We start from the raw sequence: 19647 nt of genomic DNA on the forward strand, positions 1-19647 counted from the left end.
GAACCAACTGCACAAACATTGCCTAGCCGCGCGTCGAGTGGGATGCGCGGCGGGCGGACGATCTATCAAGGAGGTTATGTCGGGCTTGGTTGGCAGAACATTGCCGGGCAATGGCTGCGCCCGGCCGATGAGCGCAATCAGGCGCTCGTGCGCTTGCGTGCCGGCTGGCGCTTGGGCGCCGGGGCCACGGGTTCGGCGTCAGCCTCCTGCAACAACCGCTGAGCCTTGAGCTTTTCGGTCTTCTTCTCGCGCGCCAGCTTTTCCGCCGCAACGATACCGCGGGCCGTATGGTCGGTCGCCGCAGCCTTGTCGGCTGCCGACAAACGCTCAGGCTTGAAAAGATCTTTCTTCGTCGACGTCATGCGTACCTCCTCGCTCGGGCGTGGACCGATGCCGAAATCGGCATCGGTACCTCAGATTTAGCGGGTGCGGACAGCCTTCTTCGGTGCCGGCAGCAGGCCTTCGCGCTGAAGCTTCTTGCGCGCGAGCTTGCGCTGGCGACGAACGGCTTCGGCCTTTTCGCGAACGCGCTTTTCCGACGGCTTTTCATAGGCGCTGCGCGCCTTGAATTCGCGGAACAGTCCCTCGCGCTGCATTTTCTTCTTCAGAATGCGGAGTGCCTGGTCGACGTTGTTGTCTCTGACGAGTACCTGCAAGATGTATCCTTCCCTTTGGTTGGGGCCGCACATCGGCGGACCGAGATTGCTGTAGCTATCTTCCGATCCGGATGCGCGACGGTTTCAGCCAGGGTTCACCCTTGGCAATGATGCGCGACGGTCCCTCTTCGATGGGAGAGGCCGCCTCAGTGGTCTCGACGTCGCTTGCAACGATGCGACGTTCGAAGTTCTCGCCGTCGAAACGGACGCGATATTGGGTCTCGCCGTGGTCGGCGGGCAGAACACCGATGATCCGGCACGTCCTGACGGCGGGTGCCAGCTTGGTGAAATCGGCCCTTACGGTCACCGTGTCGCCAACGGCACAAATTCTGCGGGTCATGATAGTTTCCTTCCCCGGAATGTGCAGGGTCCGGACGCAAAAAGGCCGGGCTTCACCCGACCTCTTCCCGTCAATCAAACGTCCCCAGCCAGTACATCCGTGGTCGGGGGAGGCAGATGACGATTCATTCCGCCCGGAGATTGTCGGCAGAGTTCTTGCCGGTCTTGCGGTCGCGGACGATGTCGTAGGTGACCTTCTGGCCTTCCGCCAGCGAGCCCATGCCTGCACGCTCTACAGCGGAAACATGAACAAACACGTCGGTCGTACCGTCATCCGGCTGGATGAAGCCAAAACCCTTGGTGCCATTGAACCACTTTACAGTGCCTGAATTCATAACGATCTCCTTTCAATCGTTGATTTCGCTCGACGGGTATTCGCCGAGCCGTGTCGATGTTGAGAGGAAATCTGACAACGCTTTTCAGCGCTTTGACAAAGGTCGCAAGCAATATTCGATTGCACCCATATAATTCTTTTTTCGGGATTTTCAATGTTTCATTTGGAATACGGCCCGAAATGCAGCGGCACTGCCGAAAAACAACGTTGAATCACGTTCGTTTCGATTGGAATCCTTTCGGAATTTCCATCCCATTATTTTTGGGCGCCTCAAGAAATATATTGGCGCTACCGACCATAAACGACGAATACAGAGCAATAGCCCAGTTCAGGAAAGCATAGAGGCTTCAAGAAATCGGCAAGTGCCGGCATCGCCAAGCGCTCGGCGCAGTTTCATCTTGGATTGAGGCAAGTGGGAAAGACGGTTTCGCCGCATGGCCGGCCTTGCAGACCGCCTCGCTTCAAGCGCGAGACTGACGGGCATGATTGCCCGCCAGCACTATTGTTGGATTCCCGAGATTACTCGGCTGCCTCTGCTTCGGGCATCGGCACGTAGTTGAGGATCGGGGACAGCCAGCGTTCGACCTCGCGCACCGGCATACGCTTGCGCCCCGCATAATCCTCCACCTGATCCCGCTCGACCTTGGCGACACCGAAATAATAGGCCTCGGGATGGCCGACATAGAGACCGGAGACGGACGAACCGGGCCACATCGCAAAGCTCTCGGTCAAGGTCACGCCGATCGCCTTTTCGGCGTCGAGCAACCGGAACAGCGTTTCCTTTTCCGTATGGTCGGGCTGAGCCGGATAGCCAGGTGCCGGGCGAATACCGGCATAGGGCTCACCGACCAGGTCCTGCGGCGAGAATGTCTCGTCCGCAGCATAACCCCAGAGTTCCTTGCGCACGTATTCATGCATGCGCTCGGCAAAGGCTTCGGCGAACCGGTCGGCCAGTGCTTTGACCATGATCGACGAATAGTCGTCGTTGGCGCGCTCGAAGCGCTCGGCGATCGCCACTTCCTCGATACCGGCCGTGACGACGAAGCCGCCGAGATAATCTCTGCTGCCGCTGTCGACAGGTGCGACGAAATCCGACAGCGCCACGTTCGGTCGCCCGTCGCGCTTGCTCAGCTGCTGACGCAGCGTGAAGAAGGTGCCGAGCGTCTCGCCGCGCGTTTCCTCGGTAAACAGCCGGATGTCGTCGCCGACGGTTCCGGCCGGCCAGAAGCCGACGACCGCCTTCGGGGCAAACCATTTCTCGGCGATGATCTTGGCAAGCATGGCCTGCGCATCCTCGAACAGCTGACGTGCGGCCTGCCCTTGCTTCTCGTCATCGAGGATTTTGGGATAGACGCCCTTCAGTTCCCAGGTCTGGAAGAACGGCGTCCAGTCGATGTAGCGCGCCAGCTCGTCCAGCTCCCACCCCTGAAACACCCGCGTACCGAGAAACGAGGGAGCCTTGGCCTGATAGCCGCTCCAGTCGATCTTGTGAGCATTGGCGCGCGCCTGCGATAGCGGCAGGCGGCGCTTTTCCGCCTCGTTGCGAGCATGGGCGTCGGCAACCTTGCGATATTCAGCGCGGATCGTCTCGACGTAAGAGCCCTTGGCTTCCGACGACAACAGGCTGGAGACGACCCCGACCGCACGGCTCGCATCGGTGACGTAGACCGTCTGGCCGCGGTCGTAGCGCGGATTGATCTTGACCGCCGTATGCACCCGGCTCGTCGTCGCGCCGCCGATCAACAGCGGGATATCAAAACCTTCGCGCTCGAGCTCCGAGGCAACATGCACCATCTCGTCGAGCGATGGCGTGATCAGGCCGGAAAGGCCGATGATGTCGACCTTCTGCGCCTTGGCCACCTCGAGGATCTTGGCGGATGGCACCATGACGCCGAGATCGATGATCTCGTAATTGTTGCAGGCAAGCACGACGCCGACGATGTTCTTGCCGATGTCGTGCACGTCGCCCTTGACCGTCGCCATCAGGATCTTGCCGGCGCTCTGGCGCTCGCCTTCGCCACCGGCGGCCAGCCGCTCGGCTTCCATGTGCGGAAGCAGAACGGCAACCGCCTGCTTCATCACGCGCGCCGATTTCACCACCTGCGGCAGGAACATCTTGCCCGAGCCGAAAAGATCGCCGACGACATTCATGCCGGCCATCAACGGACCTTCGATGACATGCAGCGGCCGGGCGCTCGAAAGCCGCGCCTCGTCGGTATCGGCCTCGATATATTCGGTGATGCCGTTGACCAGCGCGTGCTCGAGTCGCTTTTCGACCGGCCATTCACGCCAGGAAAGATCTTTCTCCTTGGCCTGGGCGCCGCCCTGTCCGCGATAGCGCTCGGCAATCTCCAGCATGCGTTCGGTCGAATCGGCGCGGCGGTTCAGGACCACGTCTTCGCAGGCCTCGCGCAGCTCGGCATCGATGCCGTCATAGACGGCAAGCTGGCCGGCATTGACGATGCCCATGTCCATGCCCGCCTGGATGGCATGGTAGAGGAACACGGCGTGCATCGCCTCGCGCACCGGTTCGTTGCCGCGGAAGGAGAACGACAGGTTGGAGACCCCGCCGGAGATGTGCACATGCGGCAGCGTCGCAATGATTTCGCGCGTTGCTTCGATGAAGTCGACGCCGTAGTTGTTGTGTTCCTCGATGCCGGTCGCGACGGCAAAGATGTTCGGGTCGAAGATGATGTCTTCGGGCGGGAAGCCGGCTTCTTCGGTCAGCAGTTTGTAGGCGCGGGTGCAGATCTCGACCTTGCGCGCCTTGGTATCTGCCTGCCCAACCTCGTCGAAGGCCATGATGACGACGGCAGCGCCATAGGCGCGGCAAAGCCTGGCGTGATGCAGAAACGCCTCTTCGCCTTCCTTCATCGAGATCGAGTTGACCAGCGGCTTGCCCTGGACACATTTCAATCCGGCCTCGATCACCTCCCACTTCGACGAATCGATCATGACGGGCACGCGGGCGATATCAGGTTCGGAAGCGATAAGGTTGAGGAACTCGACCATCGCCTGCTTCGAATCGATCAGGCCCTCGTCCATGTTGATGTCGATGATCTGCGCGCCGTTGGCGACCTGATCGCGGGCGACATCGAGCGCTGCGGAATAGTCGCCGGCGGTGATCAGCTTGCGGAACTTGGCCGAGCCGGTGACGTTGGTGCGCTCGCCGACATTGACGAAGGGAATGTCTGAGGTGAGCGTGAAGGGCTCGAGGCCCGAGAGCCGCATCAGCGGCGCGACATCGGGGATCAGGCGTGGCGGGTGTTTGGCAACCGCCTTGGCGATCGCGCTGATATGGGCGGGCGTCGAGCCGCAGCAGCCGCCGACGATGTTGAGGAGACCGTCGCGGGCAAAGGCTTCGACCTGGGCTGCCATCTGGTCCGGGGTCTCGTCATATCGCCCGAATTCGTTTGGCAGGCCGGCGTTCGGATAGGCGCAGACGAAGGTGTCGGCGACACTCGAAAGTTCGTCGATGTGCGCGCGCATGGCATTGGCGCCGAGCGCACAGTTGAGCCCGATGGTGAAAGGCTCGGCATGGCGCACGGAATGCCAGAACGCCGTCGGCGTCTGGCCCGACAGCGTACGGCCGGAAAGATCGGTGATCGTGCCGGAGATCATCACCGGCAGTTCGATACCCTTCTCTGCGAACACTTCCTTTGTGGCGAAGATCGCCGCCTTGGCGTTGAGCGTATCGAAGATCGTCTCGATCAGGATGATATCGGCGCCGCCGTCGATCAGGCCGCGGATCTGTTCGGCATAGGCGATCCTGAGATCGTCGAAGGTCACCGCCCGGTAGCCCGGATTGTTGACGTCAGGCGAAATCGACGCGGTCCTATTCGTCGGGCCGAGCGCTCCGGCGACGAACCGGCGACGGCCGTCATGCGCTTCGGCGCGCCTTGCCGCCCGGCGCGCCAGGCGGGCGCCGTCACGATTGAGGTCGTAGACCATGTCTTCCATGCCGTAGTCGGCCTGGGCAATGCGGGTCGAGGAGAACGTGTTCGTTTCCAGGATGTCGGCGCCGGCGATGGCGTAGGAATAGTGGATGTCCTCGATCGCCTTCGGCTGCGTCAGGGTCAACAGGTCGTTGTTGCCCTGCTGATGGCAGGCACAACCGCCGAAGCGATCGCCACGGAAGTGATCCTCGACGAATCCCAGCTGCTGGATTTCCGTGCCCATTGCACCATCCATGATCAGGATGCGCTCGCTGGCCGCCTGCTTCAGCGCCCGCATGACTTCGGAGCCATCCGGCTTGGAGGAAAGGTCGCCGAAAAGGGCGTCGATGGCGGACATGGGAAATCTCCCGTTCTGAAAACGACAAGCAATAGTCAAGTCAATCACATAAAGACATCTTTATGTCAACATATGAACGGATTTTATTTGCCGCAATGACGTTGGCTTGGTAGCCTTGGCGCATGCGGTTTCAGTCTGCGCACAGGAGCGACAGAAAGGCGATTCCGCCTTTTGGGTGAACGCCACGGCAAAGAAAATGGCCCGCCGCGACCGCAGCGAGCCATGCGAATGCCATCAGAAGACAAACTCAGAGCGTTTCTGGCTTAAATTGAGCCGCGGAAACGCTCTGTCGCTTCGTTTTTCCGCATTTCCTGACGGAAAACCGCTTCGCACTTTTCCTGGAAATGCTCTAAAGACGGCCGAGGCAATCCTGCGTTTCATAGATGGCGCAGAGAATATGGTAGAAACTGCTCGCCGGCACCGGTTCGTCGACGAAACTGCCATCTGGTTTCTGCTTGTCGCGCCACAGCCCGGCCACCGGTGTCTCCAGGAACAGGTTGAGTGCCGAAGCCGCCCGCGCCGCCGAGGCGAGATAGCGCTCACGCTCCGCGCCTTCTGTGAGGGCTGCAAAACGAACCGAAGCCTTCAGCCATTCCGTCTGCGGCCAAAGCCGTGCGATCGGGTCGGCGACCGAGAAATCGTCGAAGAGCGTCATGACCGCGACATTGCGGGTCGGGCAGATGCCGTGCGCCTCGCCGATCGCAAACAGCCGCCGCGCCTTCACGATCGCCTCGGCATTGCCGCGCCGCTCGGCCCAGCGCAGCAACAGCCACGCCCATTCGAACAGATGGCCGGGCTCGACGATACGCCCCTTGTCACCCGGGAACGGCGCCCAGTCGTGGTCGAAGAACTCCCGCAACGCGCCGGTACCGCCGTCGATGAAATGATCCATCGCCAGATGCGCGATCTCGTCTGCAAGGTTGAACCAGGCGACGCGATCAAAGCCGACGACCTCCTCGCTCGCCAGGCACGCTTCGAACAGATGCATGTGCGGATTGGAGCAGAGCGGCAGCCGCGACGGATCGTCCTCTTCAAAGCCGATGAGCGGGTGCTTGCAGTGGGCCTCGATGCGTTGGCGCAAACCGTTGCTGCGCTCGATCATTTCCGGCCTGCGCTCGGGGAAGACCTCGGCCAGATAGGCAAAGGCCAGCAACGCGAAAGCCTGATTGTAGAGGTCGAAGGCGGCATCGATGAGGTTGCCGTCGGCATCCGCAAGCGCGCCGTAAAAGCCCGTCGGCTGCAGATAGACCCGATCGAAATAGGCAAGCCCGCCCTCGGCGGCACTCTTCCAGTCGCCCGCCCAGCCGCGCCTGCCGGCCTCGGCGAAACAGTAGACCTGACGCGGCTGCACCCGCGCCCGGCGATTGGCCCGCGTTGGCTCGCCGGCCATGTCGATGGTTTCGGCGAAACCGCCGCCCGTGGCATCGACGCCCTTTTCGCGCCAGAGCGGCAGGGCCCTTTCGGCCAGCCACGCCGACAAGATAGCGGATTGCGAGAAAATATCCTGCGGCAACGGTTCAGCCCTCGAGCTTCAGTTCATCATGGTTCTTGCCGAGCAGCTCGGCCAGCGCCTCGACCACCATGTTGTGGTCCTCGCGCTGCGGCAGGCCGGACACGGTCACCGCACCGATGCAGCCCGTGCCCTTGACGACGATCGGGAAACTGCCGCCATGGGCCGCATATTCGGCATCCGGAAGCCCGAGCTTCGCCTGCAGATTGGTCTGCTGCTTCAACAGCCCGAGGCCGGTCGAGTAGCTGCTCTTGAACAGGCGAAAAACGGTGTTGCGCTTGCGGCGCACCCAGTTCGGATTGTCAGGCGTCGCGCCCTCAAGCGCGGTATAAAACACCTGCATCGAAAACAGCGTGACATCGATGACGACGCCGAGCTTGCGTTCGGCGGCCATGCGGCGCAACGTCGTGCCCAGTTGCCATGCCATTTCCAGGTCGAAACTGTCGAATTGCAGCTCGCGCTCCTGTTGGCCGATGCGCTTGAGATCATTGTCGATATTCATGAAGCCTCCGCTCAATCCTTCCAGAGCCAAGCCGCGCCGCGCACGCCGGAACTGTCCCCGTGCATCGCCTTGCGAACAGGCGTTTCGAAACTGTCGCCAAAGAGGTAGTTGACCACCCGCGGCGGCACATCCTCATAGATCTCGTCGACATTCGACATGCCCCCGCCGAGCACGAAGACATCCGGGTCGACGATGTTGGTCAAAAGCGCAAGGCTGCGCGCCAGCCGGTCGACGAAACGATTGTAGACGCCTGTTGACGCCGGATCGCCGGCCCGCTTCGCCTCGATGATATCGCGACCACGCTTTTCGACGCCGGTGGTCAGGCGATAGTCGAGCTCGACCCCGGTGCCGCAGGCGTACATGTCGAGGCAGCCGTGTTTGCCGCACCAGCATTTGTGGCCGGGATACTCGTCCTTGGTCATCCATGGCAGCGGATAGTGGCCGATTTCGGCGGCGACGCCCTGGTAGCCGGCATGCACCTTCTTGCCGATCGCCAGCCCGCCGCCATGGCCGGTGCCGACAATCACGCCGAACACTGTCTGCGCGTCCTTGCCGGCACCGTCGACTGCCTCCGACACCGCCAGGCAATTGGCGTCGTTGGCGAGCCGCACCTTGCGGCCGAGCGCCTGTTCGAGGTCGCGCCCGAGCGGCTTGCCGTTGATCAGCACAGCGTTGGAGTTGCGCACGATACCGGTGCGCGGATTGGGACTGCCGGGAATGCCGATGCCGATCGATCCTTGTTCGCCCGCCGTCTTTTCGGCGGCGGCAACAAGGCCGTGAACGGCCAGAATGCAGTCGTCATAGCCGCTGGTCGGGGTCGCGACGCGGTGGCGGGCGCGCGTTTCACCATCGCGATCAAGCGCGATGACTTCCATTTTCGTGCCGCCCCAATCAATTCCGATGAACATGTCTGGATCAGGTCTCTGGGTGAAGGTCGCATGAAGGAGCGCCAGCCTCCTCAAGCCGGCGCTGATCACTGCTTAGCATCCGAAAGACGGGAAACACCAGCCCCCGATTTCGGCACGCCTCGGTAGAGGAGGAAACCGGATTGGACAGGCGCCTTCCGCAATCCCCTGCATTCCCGGCACCGCACGCCATGCCCTATTTCGCGAAGGCACCGCGCAAAAACACTTGGCGAAGAGGCCTTGCTTTTGTATGGGTGCTATCCGAGTGGTCCCGTAGCTCAGCAGGATAGAGCACCAGATTCCTAATCTGGGGGTCGCGCGTTCGAATCGCGCCGGGATCACCATCCTTCTCGTCAGCAGGACAAATCACAGGCGCGACGCTCCGCCGAGCCGGCTCTTGCGATGCCGATGCACCCGATGCCGATGTAAGCGATCATGGTTCAGCTGCTTGTGACCTACATGGAAATGCGCACTCGGCCGACTGGCGAGCCTTTGCTGCCGCCTGTCGAGGGCACGGCGTTTGCGCCTGAGCGCTTGGCAGCAGAGGAATTCCTCTCGCTCTACCGCGCAGTCGCCGAACCTTTGCGCTGGGATCAGCGACTGCGCATGCCTGCCGATGAGCTCGATGCCTTTTTGCGCAGCCCGTCGACCGCGCTCTATATCCTGCGGGTGGAAGGCAGTGCCGTCGGGCTCTGCGAATTCGAGCGCGCTGACACTTGCGATGTCGAACTCACCCATTTCGGCCTGATCCCGCAAGCGCAGGGAAGAAGGCTGGGGCCGTTTCTTCTCGATGGCTCACTGCGTGCCATCTGGGATCGGGCACCGGATCGCGTCTGGCTGCACACGGATACCTGGGATCACGCCAAGGCACAGGACACCTATCGCCGCGCCGGCTTCGGCATTTTCATGCAGAGGCTCGAAGAGTTCAGCGTCTAGCCAACCGATTGCCGCGCATTCACGAAGCCGTGAGTTTCTGCCCGTTCTCCGGCACAAAACATGCCCTCATCCATTTCCCCAATGAAAGGAAATGGTGAAGCCAATGAAAAAGCTGGCAATTGTTGCGCTTTCGCTGGCAACGGCCTTCTCCAGCGCAGCCCCGGTACAGGCATTCCCGTCGGTAACACCCATGAAGGCAGGCATCTCCGACGTCGAGACCGTGCAGTACTATCACCGCCGCTGGTATCGCGGATACGATGGCTACCGATGGCGGGGCGATCGGCGCTATTACCGTCACCGCCACTGGGATGACGACGACGACGATGACAATGTAGGCGCGATCATCGGCGGCCTTGCCGCCGGCGCCATCATCGGCGGGCTGATGGCCCAGCCGAGACGGTACTATGGCGGCAACGCCCATACGAGCTGGTGCTACAGTCGATACAGCTCCTACCGGGCATGGGACAATACCTTCCAGCCCTATTATGGCGCCCGCCGCGCCTGCTACTCGCCTTATCGGTAAACCTGCGATGAAGGCCCTGCCGCCCGTCTGGGCGGCGGGTGAAAGCATAACCTGATGTAAGGCAAGCACTTTCCTGAGCGCAGGACAGCCGATTTCGTCGTGTTCAAGCGTCGCGCAGCGCGCTCCGCTTGATCAATGCGTGCCCGCCCAAAGCGAAAAGTGCTCCCTCATCGATCCCTCCCCTGACTGATCAGCGTCGCCGGCCCCGCTGCCATGATGACCGTCGGTTTTGGCTGCGGCTTGACATTTCCGTAAGGCTGACCTTATCATTCCAATATAAAGTATCTTAGTACATAACTATGATATAACTATAAGAGAGGAACATAAGATGAAATCAGCAAGGATTGCACTGCTTCTGGGAACGGCACTCATCGCCTCCTCGTCCTTCGCCTTCGCGCAGGAAAAGGGCGGCGTCATCAACGTCGCCACGGTCGGCGAGCCGCCGACGCTCGACCCTATGGCTTCGACGGCCGACCTGGTCGGCATCGTCTCGCAGCATATGTTCGAGACGCTCTACACCTTCGACAAGGATTGGAAGCCGACGCCGCTTCTGGCTGTGGCCATGCCGGAAATCAGCGCCGACGGCAAAACCTACACGATCAAGCTGCGCTCCGGCGTCAAGTTCCATGACGGCACCGACATGGATGCGACCGACGTCGTCGCCTCGCTCGAGCGCTGGACGAAGACCGCCTCGCGCGGCAAGCAGACGGCAACGACGATCGCCGGCATCGAGGCCGTCGACCCGACCACGGTCAAGATCTCGCTCAACACCCCCTATGCGCCGCTGGTCTCGCTGCTCGCCTTCAACAATTCCGCGGCAATCGTACTGCCTTCGGAAAAGCAGGCTGAGCCGATGGTCGATTTCGTCGGCACCGGCCCCTACAAGCTCAAGGAGCGCAAGGCCGACCAGTACATCCAGCTTGAGCGTTACGACGGCTATGTCTCGCCCGAGGGCGAAAGCAACGGTTATGGCGGCGCGCGTCACCAGTATGCCGACGAGATCCGCTTCGTGCCGGTTCCCGACCCGAACACCCGTGTCGAGGCCGCCGTCTCCGGTCAGTACGACTACGTCGATTCGCTGCCGGTCGAATCCTTCGAACGGGTGAAAGGCTCGAGCGCTTCCGAACCTGTGATGCTGCAGCCTTTCGGCTGGCCTGTCTTTGTCCTCAACTCAGGCAACGGCATGACCAAGAATCTGGAACTGCGCAAGGCGATCCGCGCCGCACTCAGCATGGAAGACATGATGGCGGCCGCCTTCGGCAGCACCGACTTCTACGCGCTCGATGCCGCCCTCTACCCGGCGCAGTATGTCTGGCGCACCGAAGCCGGCACGGAAGGCGGCTACAATGTCGCCGATCCGGAAAAGGCAGGCGAACTCTTGAAGGCTACCGGCTACAAGGGTGAGCCGCTGCGCATCCTGACCAGCCGCCAGTACGAGTTCCACTACAAAATGGCACAGGTCGCCGCCGAGTATCTGAAGCTCGCGGGCTTCACCGTCGATCTGCAGGTGGTCGACTGGGCAACGCTCACCCAGCGCCGCGCCGACCCGACACTCTGGGATATCTATATCACCCACAGCCCGTTCCTGCCGGAACCGGCGCTGATCGGCATGATGTCGACCAAGGCGCCCGGAAACTGGGATACGCCGGCCCGCGCCAAGGCCGTCGATGCCTTCAACGCCGAATCGGATGCTGGCAAGCGCGTCACACTCTGGGCCGACGTCCAGAAGGTGATCTACGAGGAAGTGCCGTTCATCAAGATCGGCGACTTCAACGCCCTGTCGGTAAAGACCAAGACGCTTGACGGCGTCTCCCCCGCGCCGTGGCCCTACTTCTGGAACGCTTCGATCAAGAAGTAAGCTTTCATCCACTTGAAGCCTTCGGCGGGCGGTCTTTCCCTTCACGGATTGCTGCCCGCCGGATAGCCCGGCGCTGCCTTGCCAGTGCCCGTGCGGAAGAAGTTCGAGGCACCCATGATACGCTATATTCTCCAGCGCCTGTTCGGCATGATCGTGGTCATGGCGCTCGTCGTCACCATTGTCTTCGTCATCGTCCGCGTGACACCCGGCGATCCCGCCGCCGTCATGCTCGGACCGGAAGCGACGCAGCAAGACATCGCCGAATTGCGCACCAAGCTTGGTCTCGACCAGTCGCTCGGCCTGCAATATGTCTACTATATCGGGCAGCTGCTGCAGGGCGATCTCGGCCAGTCGATCTTCCTCAACCAGCCGGTCACTTCGGCGCTTGCCGAGCGTGCCGAGCCGACCTTCTTCCTGACCCTGTTCTCGATTCTGATCGCCAGCGGCATTGCGCTGCCGATCGGCATCTACGCCGCCTACCGCCGCGGCTCCTTCGTCGACCAGGCGGCCACCACGCTGGCGATGCTTGCCGCCAGCATTCCGAGCTTCTGGCTCGGCCTGATCCTCATCCAGTTCCTCGCGGTCCGCCTCGGCTGGTTCCCGGTTTCGGGTTACGGCGGGCCGGGTTCATCCTTCGCAGAGCGCATGTACCATCTGACCTTGCCGGCCATTGCGCTCGGGGTCGTCTCCTCGGCGCTGATCCTGCGCTTTACCCGCGCCTCGATGCTCGATGTGCTCGGCGACGACTTCATCCGCACCGCCCGCGCCAAGGGTCTCGGCGAACGCAAGGTGGTAATGAAACACGCGCTGAAGAATGCCCTCATCCCGATCCTGACCATCATCGGTCTCACCGCCGCGGTTCTGATCTCCGGCGCCGTCGTCACAGAAACCGTCTTCGGCCTTCCGGGCGTCGGCAATCTCGTCGTCTCCGCCGTGCTCAGGCGCGACTACCCTGTGATCCAGGGCGCGCTGCTCGTCATCGCCGCTCTTTACGTGCTGATCAATTTCGCGATCGACATGCTCTATCTCCTCGTTGATCCAAGGGTTCGCTACTGATGACCGCCACCGTATCAACCCCTGTCGCAAGCGAGCGTGCCAAGTTCCTGCGCCGCCTGCTCAAGCGCAAGACCGTTGCCTTCGGTCTCTTCGTTCTCGTCGTCTTCGTGCTCCTGGCCGTCTTCGCGCCGCTGATCGCGCCCTATGCGCCCGGCAAGCTGTCGATCGTCAACCGCCTGTCGCCGCCGAGCCTGCAATGGTTCTTCGGCACTGACGAATTCGGGCGCGACGTGTTTTCGCGCACGCTCTATGCCGGCCGGCTTTCGCTGCTCGTCGGCGCCGCCGTCGTCACGCTCGCAACGATCGTCGGTGTCGTCATGGGCCTCGTCGCCGGCTTCTTTCCGAAGCTCGACGCGCCGATCGCCCGCCTGATCGACGCGATGATGGCCTTTCCCGATATCCTGCTGGCGATCGCGCTCGTCGCCGCCCTCGGCCCGTCGCTGACGACGGTGATCGTCGCGCTCAGCGTCGTCTACGCGCCGCGGCTGGCGCGGGTGGTGCGCGCCTCGACGCTGGTGATCCGCGAGCTGCCCTATGTCGAGGCGGCTCGCGCGCTCGGCATCTCGACGCCGCACATCATGACGCGGCATGTGCTGCGCAACCTGCTCTCGCCGATCCTGGTGCAGGGCACGTTCCTGTTTGCCCATGCCATGCTGGCCGAAGCCGGGCTTTCCTTCCTCGGCGTCGGCGTCAGTCCTGAGATCCCGACCTGGGGCACGATGATCGCCTCGGGCCGGCAATATATCGGACAGGCCGATTGGGTGACGCTGTTTCCCGGCATCGCCATCGTGCTTTCGGTTCTGTCCCTGCAGATGGTTGGCGATGGTTTGCGCGACATGCTCGACCCCCGCCTCAGAAAGGACCTGTGATCCATGCCCACCGCAACCCGTAGCACCAGCCCCGTGCTGATCAGCAACGTGAAGCCCGTCGCCTTCGGCATGGCGGCACCGAGCGAAACCGTCGACATCCTGATCGGTGGCGACGGCACCATTGCCCGCATCGGCAGCCAGTTGTCGGCGCCTGAAGGCACCCAGCGCATCGACGGCAAGGGTGCCTGGATTTCGCCCGGCTGGATCGATCTGCACGCCCATGTCTGGCATGGCGGCACCGACATTTCGGTCCGGCCGCAACTCTGCGGCATGGAGCGCGGCGTCACCACCATCGTCGACGCCGGTTCGGCCGGCGAAGCCAACTTCCATGGTTTTCGCGAATACATCATCGAGCCGGCGCGCGAGCGCATCAAGGCCTTCCTCAATCTCGGCTCGATCGGCCTCGTCGCCTGCAACCGCGTCAGCGAGCTCAGCGACATCCGCTCGATTGACATCGACCGCATCATCGCCTGCTACCAGGAAAACCGCGAGCATATCGTCGGCCTGAAAGTGCGCGCCAGCCACGTGATCACCGGCTCCTGGGGCGTAACCCCGGTCAAGCTCGGCAAGAAGATCGCCAAGATCCTCAAGATCCCGATGATGGTGCATGTTGGCGAACCGCCGGCGCTCTATGACGAAGTGCTTGAAATCCTCGGCCCCGGCGACATCGTCACCCATTGCTTCAACGGCAAGGCCGGCAGTAGCATCATCGAGGACGAAGACCTGTTCGAGCTTGCCGAGCGCTGCGCCGGCGAAGGCATCCGGCTCGACATCGGCCATGGCGGCGCGTCGTTTTCGTTCCGCGTCGCGGAAGTCGCCATTGCCCGCGGCCTGCTGCCCTTCTCGATCTCCACCGATGTGCACCTGCGCAGCATGAACCAGTCAGTCTGGGACCTCGGCACCACCATGTCGAAGCTCTTGAGCGTCGGCATGCAGTTCGAAAAGGTCGTCGAGGCCGTGACGCAGGCTCCGGCCTCGGTCATTCGCCTGCCGATGGACGGGCTTCTGACCGTCGGCGCGCGCGCCGAGTTCACCCTCTTCGATCTCGTCGATTCCGAACTGCGCGTCTTCGATTCACTTGGAGCCGAAGCGCATCTCAACCGCCTCTTCGAGCCGCGATATGCGCTCATGGGCACGGACGTCGTGGCGGCAAACAGATACCAGCCGCAGCATGTCGAATGCCCCGACCACAGCCACGGCTTCAGCTACCGTTGAACCATCACAGAACACAGAAACTGGCAGGATATCGCGTGAACAGTTTGGACCATAAGACCAAGGGCCGTGTGCCGGCTTCGCCCTACCAGAGGCTTGCAGCCCTCGGCATCGACCTGCCCCCGGCACCGCCGCCGATCGCCAACTTCGTCACCCATGTTCAGGAGGGCAACATTCTCTACCTCTCCGGACAGGGCCCGCGCGAGGTCGACGGCCACCTGCATGCCGGCAAGGTCGGCGCCGACGTCGACGTTGAAAGCGCCTATGAGCACGCGCGGCTGACGGGCATCAATCTGCTGGCGGTGATGCATGATGCGCTCGGCGATCTCGGCCGCGTCAAGCGCATCGTCAAGCTCCTCGGCATGGTCAACGCCGTACCGGACTTCGCCGATCATCCGCAGGTGATCAATGGTTGCTCCGACCTGCTGATCGACATCTTCGGCGAAGCGGGGCAGCATGCCCGCTCGGCCGTCGGTTTCGGATCGCTTCCCGGCAACATCACCGTCGAGATCGAAGCGATCGTCTCGCTTCACGAGTGACGGTTTAAGGGAGGTCGGATCAATGGCTGCGCCAGCCCATCATCTTCTCGATCCGCTCGGCGGAAACCCTGACGTGATCGGCGTAGAAGTTGCGATCGTCGACGATCTTCTGTTCGGGCAGAACGATGGAGATGGTCGCGACGCAGCTGCCCTTGTCGTCGAGGATCGGGGCGGCGACGCAGGCGACCGCATAGTCGGATTCACCGGCCTGGATCGAAAGCTTGGCGGCAAGCGCCGTCTCGGCCTGGCTCGACAGTGCGGCCGGATCTACATCGGCCCGGCCCGTCGGCGATGTGCGGGCGCAACGGCGGAACAGCTCCAACCTCTCGTCGGAGGGCAGATGGCCGACCAGCAATCGTCCGGAGGCCGTCCAGTTAAGCGGCACCCGGGTGCCGACCCTGGATGTCACCTGGAAATGGCCGGGGCCGTCCGCCATGGCGAGCACCTGCATGTAGTCGCCGTCGCGACCGCAGAGCTGGATGGTTTCGGCAACCTCGCGACCGAGATCATGCATCTCCCGCGTCGCCACGCCGAGGAAATCGAGCGAGCGCGCATAGGCGAGACCGTAATGGTAGAGCCTGTCACCGAGCCAGACCTGGCCGTCGGCATCGCGGCTGAGCAGGTTCTTTTCCACCATGTCGTCGACGATGACATAGGCCGTCGACAGCGGCGCGCCGACCGCTTTGGCAATCGCGTAGACGCCGCTCGGAGAACCGGTCTCGTAGAGGAAGTCGAGCACCTGCAATGCCCGATCCATGCCGCTTACGCGCGAACGGCGGGTCTTGCCGGTCGGCTCCATGTCGTCGCCGGCTTCGGCGGCAATCGTCGTCTTGTCCAAGGGTCTACTCCCATGCAATTCGAAATTCGCATCAGATGGGCGGTCAGCAACGGCTTTCCGTCTCACCCGCGACAACGGCCGGTTCGGCGATCCGAAACGGCCCGTTCATATCTCATTACTATGGTAGATATTCCGCGAAAACGGAATAGCTTAACCTGTTCCGACTGCCAGAAAATCATATGGAGACCACCATGCCTGACCGCGACATCCGCGAAGCTCTCGGACTTCGGCCCGTTATCAACGTATCCGGCACGATGACCAGCCTCGGCGCATCGATCGTGGTTCCGGAAGCGATCGCCGCGATGACAGGCATACTGCCGCAATTCGTCGAGATCAACGACCTGCAGCGCAAGATCAGCCCGGTGATTGCCCGGCTGACGGGCGCCGAGGCCGGCTTCATCACCGCCTCCTGCTCCGCCGGCATCAGCCTTGCAGTCGCCGGCACCATGACCGGCAACGACCTCGCCGCGATCGAGCGCCTGCCCGATGCCACGGGCTTGAAGAACGAAGTCATCATCCAGATGGGCCATGTCGTCAGCTATGGTGCGCCGGTCGACCAGGCGATCCGCATTGCCGGCGGCAAGCCGGTGCTCGTCGGCCAGGCGACGTCGGCCTATCGCTATCACATCGAAGGCGCCATCAACGAGCGCACGGCGGCTGCCATCTATGTCGTCTCCCACCATGTGGTTCAGTACGGCCTTATCGGGCTCAAGGAATTCGCCGAGGCCTGCCATGCCAAGGGCGTGCCGGTCATCGTCGATGCCGCATCCGAATATGATCTGAAGATCTTCCTCGAACAGGGCGCGGACATCGTCCTCTATTCCGGTCACAAATTCCTGGGCGGCCCGACCTCCGGCATCGTCGCCGGCGAAAAGACGCTGGTGCGCAACGCCTTCCTGCAGAACCTCGGCATCGGCCGCGGCATGAAGGTCGGCAAGGAAAGCATGCTCGGCGTGATGGCAGCCCTCATCGCCTGGGAAACGCGCGACCACCAGGGGATCCGCGACCGCGAGGCCGGCTATCTCCATCTCTGGCGCGACACGCTCGACGGCCGCCCGGGCGTCAAGCACGTGATCGAAGCTGACCCGACCGGCAATCCGCTCGACCGCCTGCGCGTCACCATCGATCCGCAGGAAGCCCACATCACCGCCTGGGATCTCGCCGATGCGCTGGCGCGCGGTCAGCCGCCGATCATCGTGCGCGACCACGAGGTCGAGCACAATTACTTCTATCTCGACCCCTGCAACCTGCACCCCGGCCAGGAAACCATCGTGGCAGACCGCCTTTCCGAGGAGCTGACAAAGGCGCGCAGCTCCAACGAGATCATCGCCACGCCGCTTCATGAGCGCAATGCCCGCCGCTTCGCCGGCCTGTTGCGCTGGCCCGACTGAGACCGATCCGCCCACCCCGTGCAGAACGACAAGGAATGTGAGACATGACCCGCACCGACGCTGCCACCGATCCGTCGAAAGCTGTGCTTTCGGTCGAGAACCTGACAACCTCGTTTCTGGTCGACGGCGCCTGGAAGCCTGTGGTGCGGGACATCTCGTTCTCGGTCATGCCGGGAGAGACGGTGGCGATCGTCGGTGAATCCGGCTCGGGCAAGAGCGTGACGTCCCTTTCGATCATGCGCCTGCTGCAGAAGGACATGAGCCGAACCGAAGGGCGAGTCATGCTCGGCGGCTGCAACATCCTCGATCTGCCGGAAAGCGACATGCGCCGCGTGCGCGGCAACGAAGTGGCGATGATCTTCCAGGAGCCGATGACCAGCCTGAACCCGCTGTTCACCATCGGCGACCAGATTTCCGAAGCGCTGCTCTGCCATCGACCGATGAGCAAGGCGGAAGCGAAGGCCGAGACCATTCGCCTGCTCGACAAGGTCAGGATCCCGTCGGCCGCTTCCCGTTTCGACGAATACCCGCACCGCTTCTCCGGCGGCATGCGCCAGCGCGTCATGATCGCCATGGCGCTTGCCAGCCGTCCGAAGCTCCTGATCGCCGACGAGCCGACGACCGCCCTCGACGTGACGATCCAGGGACAGATCCTCGACCTCATCAAGGTGCTGCAGGAGGAGGAAGGAACGTCCGTCCTGTTCATCACCCACGACATGGGCGTGGTTGCGGAGATCGCCGACCGCACCGTGGTGATGTTCCGCGGCGAAGCGGTGGAAACCGGCCGGACGGACGACATCTTCCTGCGCGCCAAACATCCCTATACCCGCGCACTTCTCTCGGCCGTACCGATGCTCGGCTCGATGAAGGGCAAGCCGCAGCCGCTGCGTTTTCCTGTTATCGACAGCGTCACTGGCCTGCCGGATACGCCGGCCGAGGGAACGAGCACGGTCGCTCAGACCCGCCCGATCCTTGAGGTGAAAAACCTCGTCAAGCGCTTCGACATTCATGCCGGGCTGCTCGGCAAGCTGCAGGGCCGCGTGCACGCCATCGAAAACGTCTCCTTCAGCCTGCAGCCGGGCGAAACGCTGTCGCTCGTCGGCGAATCCGGCTGCGGCAAGTCGACCACCGGTCGCGCCATCATGCGGCTGATCGAACCGCAGAGCGGGTCGGTCGTTCTCAACGGCCAGGACGTGCTGGCCATGGATCGCAAACGCTTGCGCGAAATGCGCCGGACCATGCAGATGATCTTCCAGGATCCCTTCGCCAGCCTCAATCCTCGCATGACCGTGGGGGCTGCGATCGCCGAACCCTATCTCGAGCACAAGCTCGGCACCGCGAGCCAGGCCCGCGACAAGGTCGCCGACCTGCTGGAGCGCGTCGGCCTGCAGGCCGACATGGCCGCGCGCTACCCGCATGAATTCTCCGGCGGACAGCGCCAGCGTGTCTGCATTGCGCGGGCGCTGGCGCTCGATCCGAAGGTCATCGTTGCCGACGAATCGGTCTCGGCCCTCGACGTCTCGATCAAGGCGCAGGTCATCAACCTTCTGCTCGACCTGCAGGCGAGCCTCGGCCTTGCCTATCTCTTCATCTCGCACGACATGGCCGTCGTCGAACGCGTCAGCCACCGTGTCGCGGTAATGTATCTCGGCGAGATCGTCGAGATCGGCCCGCGCACCGATATCTTCGAAAACCCGCAGCACCCCTACACCCGCAAGCTGATGGCAGCCGTGCCGATCGCCGATCCGACCCGGCGGCACACCAGGCGCAATGTCGCCAGCGACGAGATCAAGAGCCCGATGCGCGCGCCCGACTATGTCGTGGGCGAGCGGCAGTACCGCCAGATTTCGGCGGAGCACTTCGTGCAAGTGTAGAAAGCGGGCGCT

At 62.5% G+C, this 19647-nt stretch carries 18 protein-coding genes and 1 tRNA gene; 10 read left to right on the top strand and 9 right to left on the bottom strand.

The window, feature by feature from the left end; genetic code table 11:
* Positions 1–137 precede the first annotated feature (137 nt).
* The 8 genes from ASD00_RS29220 to ASD00_RS29255 all read right to left on the bottom strand — a co-directional run bounded on the left by ASD00_RS29220 (position 138) and on the right by ASD00_RS29255 (position 8542).
* Positions 138–362: a hypothetical protein gene (locus ASD00_RS29220; RefSeq protein ID WP_025424995.1), complete on the bottom strand. Its 225-nt coding sequence runs from the start codon at positions 360–362 to the stop codon at positions 138–140.
* A gap of 57 nt (positions 363–419) precedes the next feature.
* Positions 420–656, bottom strand: a complete 237-nt coding sequence (rpsU, locus tag ASD00_RS29225; RefSeq protein ID WP_025424996.1) for a 30S ribosomal protein S21 — start codon at positions 654–656, stop codon at positions 420–422.
* A gap of 55 nt (positions 657–711) precedes the next feature.
* On the bottom strand, positions 712–996 hold the full coding sequence (locus tag ASD00_RS29230) for a hypothetical protein (protein ID WP_025424997.1): 285 nt from the start codon (positions 994–996) through the stop codon (positions 712–714).
* 124 nt (positions 997–1120) lie between these two features.
* Positions 1121–1330, bottom strand: coding sequence for a cold-shock protein (locus tag ASD00_RS29235; protein ID WP_025424998.1), 210 nt, complete (start codon positions 1328–1330; stop codon positions 1121–1123).
* 518 nt (positions 1331–1848) lie between these two features.
* Positions 1849–5622: a methionine synthase gene (gene metH, locus ASD00_RS29240; RefSeq protein WP_025424999.1), complete on the bottom strand. Its 3774-nt coding sequence runs from the start codon at positions 5620–5622 to the stop codon at positions 1849–1851.
* Positions 5623–5971: 349 nt separating this feature from the next.
* A complete protein-coding gene (locus ASD00_RS29245; RefSeq protein WP_025425000.1) occupies positions 5972–7135 on the bottom strand; it encodes an AGE family epimerase/isomerase in 1164 nt (387 codons plus the stop codon).
* Between the two features lie 4 nt (positions 7136–7139).
* Positions 7140–7634 carry a heme-degrading domain-containing protein gene (locus ASD00_RS29250; RefSeq protein WP_025425001.1) on the bottom strand — a complete coding sequence of 165 codons (495 nt, stop codon included), beginning with the start codon at positions 7632–7634 and terminating at the stop codon, positions 7140–7142.
* An 11-nt stretch (positions 7635–7645) separates the two neighbouring features.
* Positions 7646–8542, bottom strand: coding sequence for an ROK family protein (locus ASD00_RS29255; protein WP_025425002.1), 897 nt, complete (start codon positions 8540–8542; stop codon positions 7646–7648).
* Between the two features lie 264 nt (positions 8543–8806).
* On the opposite strand from ASD00_RS29255, the gene ASD00_RS29260 reads away from it, so the two are divergent.
* The 8 genes from ASD00_RS29260 (at position 8807) to ASD00_RS29295 (ending at position 15532) form a co-directional block, all read left to right on the top strand.
* A tRNA-Arg gene (locus tag ASD00_RS29260) sits at positions 8807–8883 on the top strand.
* A gap of 91 nt (positions 8884–8974) precedes the next feature.
* The gene (locus tag ASD00_RS29265; RefSeq protein WP_057210814.1) at positions 8975–9475 is read left to right on the top strand and encodes a GNAT family N-acetyltransferase; all 501 of its coding nucleotides are present in this window, start codon (positions 8975–8977) and stop codon (positions 9473–9475) included.
* 103 nt (positions 9476–9578) lie between these two features.
* Positions 9579–9998 carry a BA14K family protein gene (locus ASD00_RS29270; RefSeq protein ID WP_038576546.1) on the top strand — a complete coding sequence of 140 codons (420 nt, stop codon included), beginning with the start codon at positions 9579–9581 and terminating at the stop codon, positions 9996–9998.
* A 328-nt stretch (positions 9999–10326) separates the two neighbouring features.
* Positions 10327–11856, top strand: coding sequence for an ABC transporter substrate-binding protein (locus ASD00_RS29275; RefSeq protein ID WP_057210816.1), 1530 nt, complete (start codon positions 10327–10329; stop codon positions 11854–11856).
* Between the two features lie 114 nt (positions 11857–11970).
* Entirely contained in the window at positions 11971–12912 is a 942-nt protein-coding gene (locus tag ASD00_RS29280) for an ABC transporter permease (protein WP_025425006.1), read from the top strand.
* Entirely contained in the window at positions 12912–13781 is an 870-nt protein-coding gene (locus tag ASD00_RS29285; RefSeq protein WP_025425007.1) for an ABC transporter permease, read from the top strand. Before ASD00_RS29280 ends, ASD00_RS29285 begins: the two co-directional genes overlap by 1 nt.
* 3 nt (positions 13782–13784) lie before the next feature.
* Positions 13785–14996 (top strand): amidohydrolase/deacetylase family metallohydrolase, encoded by a 1212-nt coding sequence (locus ASD00_RS29290; RefSeq protein ID WP_025425008.1) that lies wholly within the window; start codon positions 13785–13787, stop codon positions 14994–14996.
* A gap of 44 nt (positions 14997–15040) precedes the next feature.
* Entirely contained in the window at positions 15041–15532 is a 492-nt protein-coding gene (locus ASD00_RS29295; RefSeq protein WP_057210818.1) for a RidA family protein, read from the top strand.
* A 19-nt stretch (positions 15533–15551) separates the two neighbouring features.
* Here ASD00_RS29295 and ASD00_RS29300 read toward each other — a convergent pair whose 3' ends face one another.
* Entirely contained in the window at positions 15552–16331 is a 780-nt protein-coding gene (locus tag ASD00_RS29300; RefSeq protein WP_051509186.1) for an IclR family transcriptional regulator, read from the bottom strand.
* Between the two features lie 230 nt (positions 16332–16561).
* On the opposite strand from ASD00_RS29300, the gene ASD00_RS29305 reads away from it, so the two are divergent.
* Together ASD00_RS29305 and ASD00_RS29310 are read left to right on the top strand one after the other, a co-directional pair.
* Positions 16562–17761, top strand: a complete 1200-nt coding sequence (locus ASD00_RS29305; protein ID WP_025425011.1) for an aminotransferase class V-fold PLP-dependent enzyme — start codon at positions 16562–16564, stop codon at positions 17759–17761.
* A gap of 44 nt (positions 17762–17805) precedes the next feature.
* On the top strand, positions 17806–19635 hold the full coding sequence (locus ASD00_RS29310; RefSeq protein ID WP_025425012.1) for an ABC transporter ATP-binding protein: 1830 nt from the start codon (positions 17806–17808) through the stop codon (positions 19633–19635).
* Positions 19636–19647 lie beyond the last annotated feature (12 nt).

Origin of the sequence: Ensifer sp. Root31 (assembly GCF_001424825.1) — a bacterium.
GTDB lineage: Bacteria > Pseudomonadota > Alphaproteobacteria > Rhizobiales > Rhizobiaceae > Ensifer > Ensifer canadensis.

What these genes read in the sequence shown, in the direction of transcription:
- ASD00_RS29220 (WP_025424995.1), bottom strand. Translation starts at nt 362, where the DNA reads ATGACGTCGACGAAGAAAGATCTTTTCAAGCCTGAGCGTTTGTCGGCA.
- ASD00_RS29230 (WP_025424997.1), bottom strand. Translation starts at nt 996, where the DNA reads ATGACCCGCAGAATTTGTGCCGTTGGCGACACGGTGACCGTAAGGGCC.
- ASD00_RS29235 (WP_025424998.1), bottom strand. Translation starts at nt 1,330, where the DNA reads ATGAATTCAGGCACTGTAAAGTGGTTCAATGGCACCAAGGGTTTTGGC.
- metH (WP_025424999.1), bottom strand. Translation starts at nt 5,622, where the DNA reads ATGTCCGCCATCGACGCCCTTTTCGGCGACCTTTCCTCCAAGCCGGAT.
- ASD00_RS29250 (WP_025425001.1), bottom strand. Translation starts at nt 7,634, where the DNA reads ATGAATATCGACAATGATCTCAAGCGCATCGGCCAACAGGAGCGCGAG.
- ASD00_RS29255 (WP_025425002.1), bottom strand. Translation starts at nt 8,542, where the DNA reads ATGTTCATCGGAATTGATTGGGGCGGCACGAAAATGGAAGTCATCGCG.
- ASD00_RS29265 (WP_057210814.1), top strand. Translation starts at nt 8,975, where the DNA reads ATGGTTCAGCTGCTTGTGACCTACATGGAAATGCGCACTCGGCCGACT.
- ASD00_RS29270 (WP_038576546.1), top strand. Translation starts at nt 9,579, where the DNA reads ATGAAAAAGCTGGCAATTGTTGCGCTTTCGCTGGCAACGGCCTTCTCC.
- ASD00_RS29275 (WP_057210816.1), top strand. Translation starts at nt 10,327, where the DNA reads ATGAAATCAGCAAGGATTGCACTGCTTCTGGGAACGGCACTCATCGCC.
- ASD00_RS29280 (WP_025425006.1), top strand. Translation starts at nt 11,971, where the DNA reads ATGATACGCTATATTCTCCAGCGCCTGTTCGGCATGATCGTGGTCATG.
- ASD00_RS29285 (WP_025425007.1), top strand. Translation starts at nt 12,912, where the DNA reads ATGACCGCCACCGTATCAACCCCTGTCGCAAGCGAGCGTGCCAAGTTC.
- ASD00_RS29290 (WP_025425008.1), top strand. Translation starts at nt 13,785, where the DNA reads ATGCCCACCGCAACCCGTAGCACCAGCCCCGTGCTGATCAGCAACGTG.
- ASD00_RS29300 (WP_051509186.1), bottom strand. Translation starts at nt 16,331, where the DNA reads ATGGAGCCGACCGGCAAGACCCGCCGTTCGCGCGTAAGCGGCATGGAT.
- ASD00_RS29305 (WP_025425011.1), top strand. Translation starts at nt 16,562, where the DNA reads ATGCCTGACCGCGACATCCGCGAAGCTCTCGGACTTCGGCCCGTTATC.
- ASD00_RS29310 (WP_025425012.1), top strand. Translation starts at nt 17,806, where the DNA reads ATGACCCGCACCGACGCTGCCACCGATCCGTCGAAAGCTGTGCTTTCG.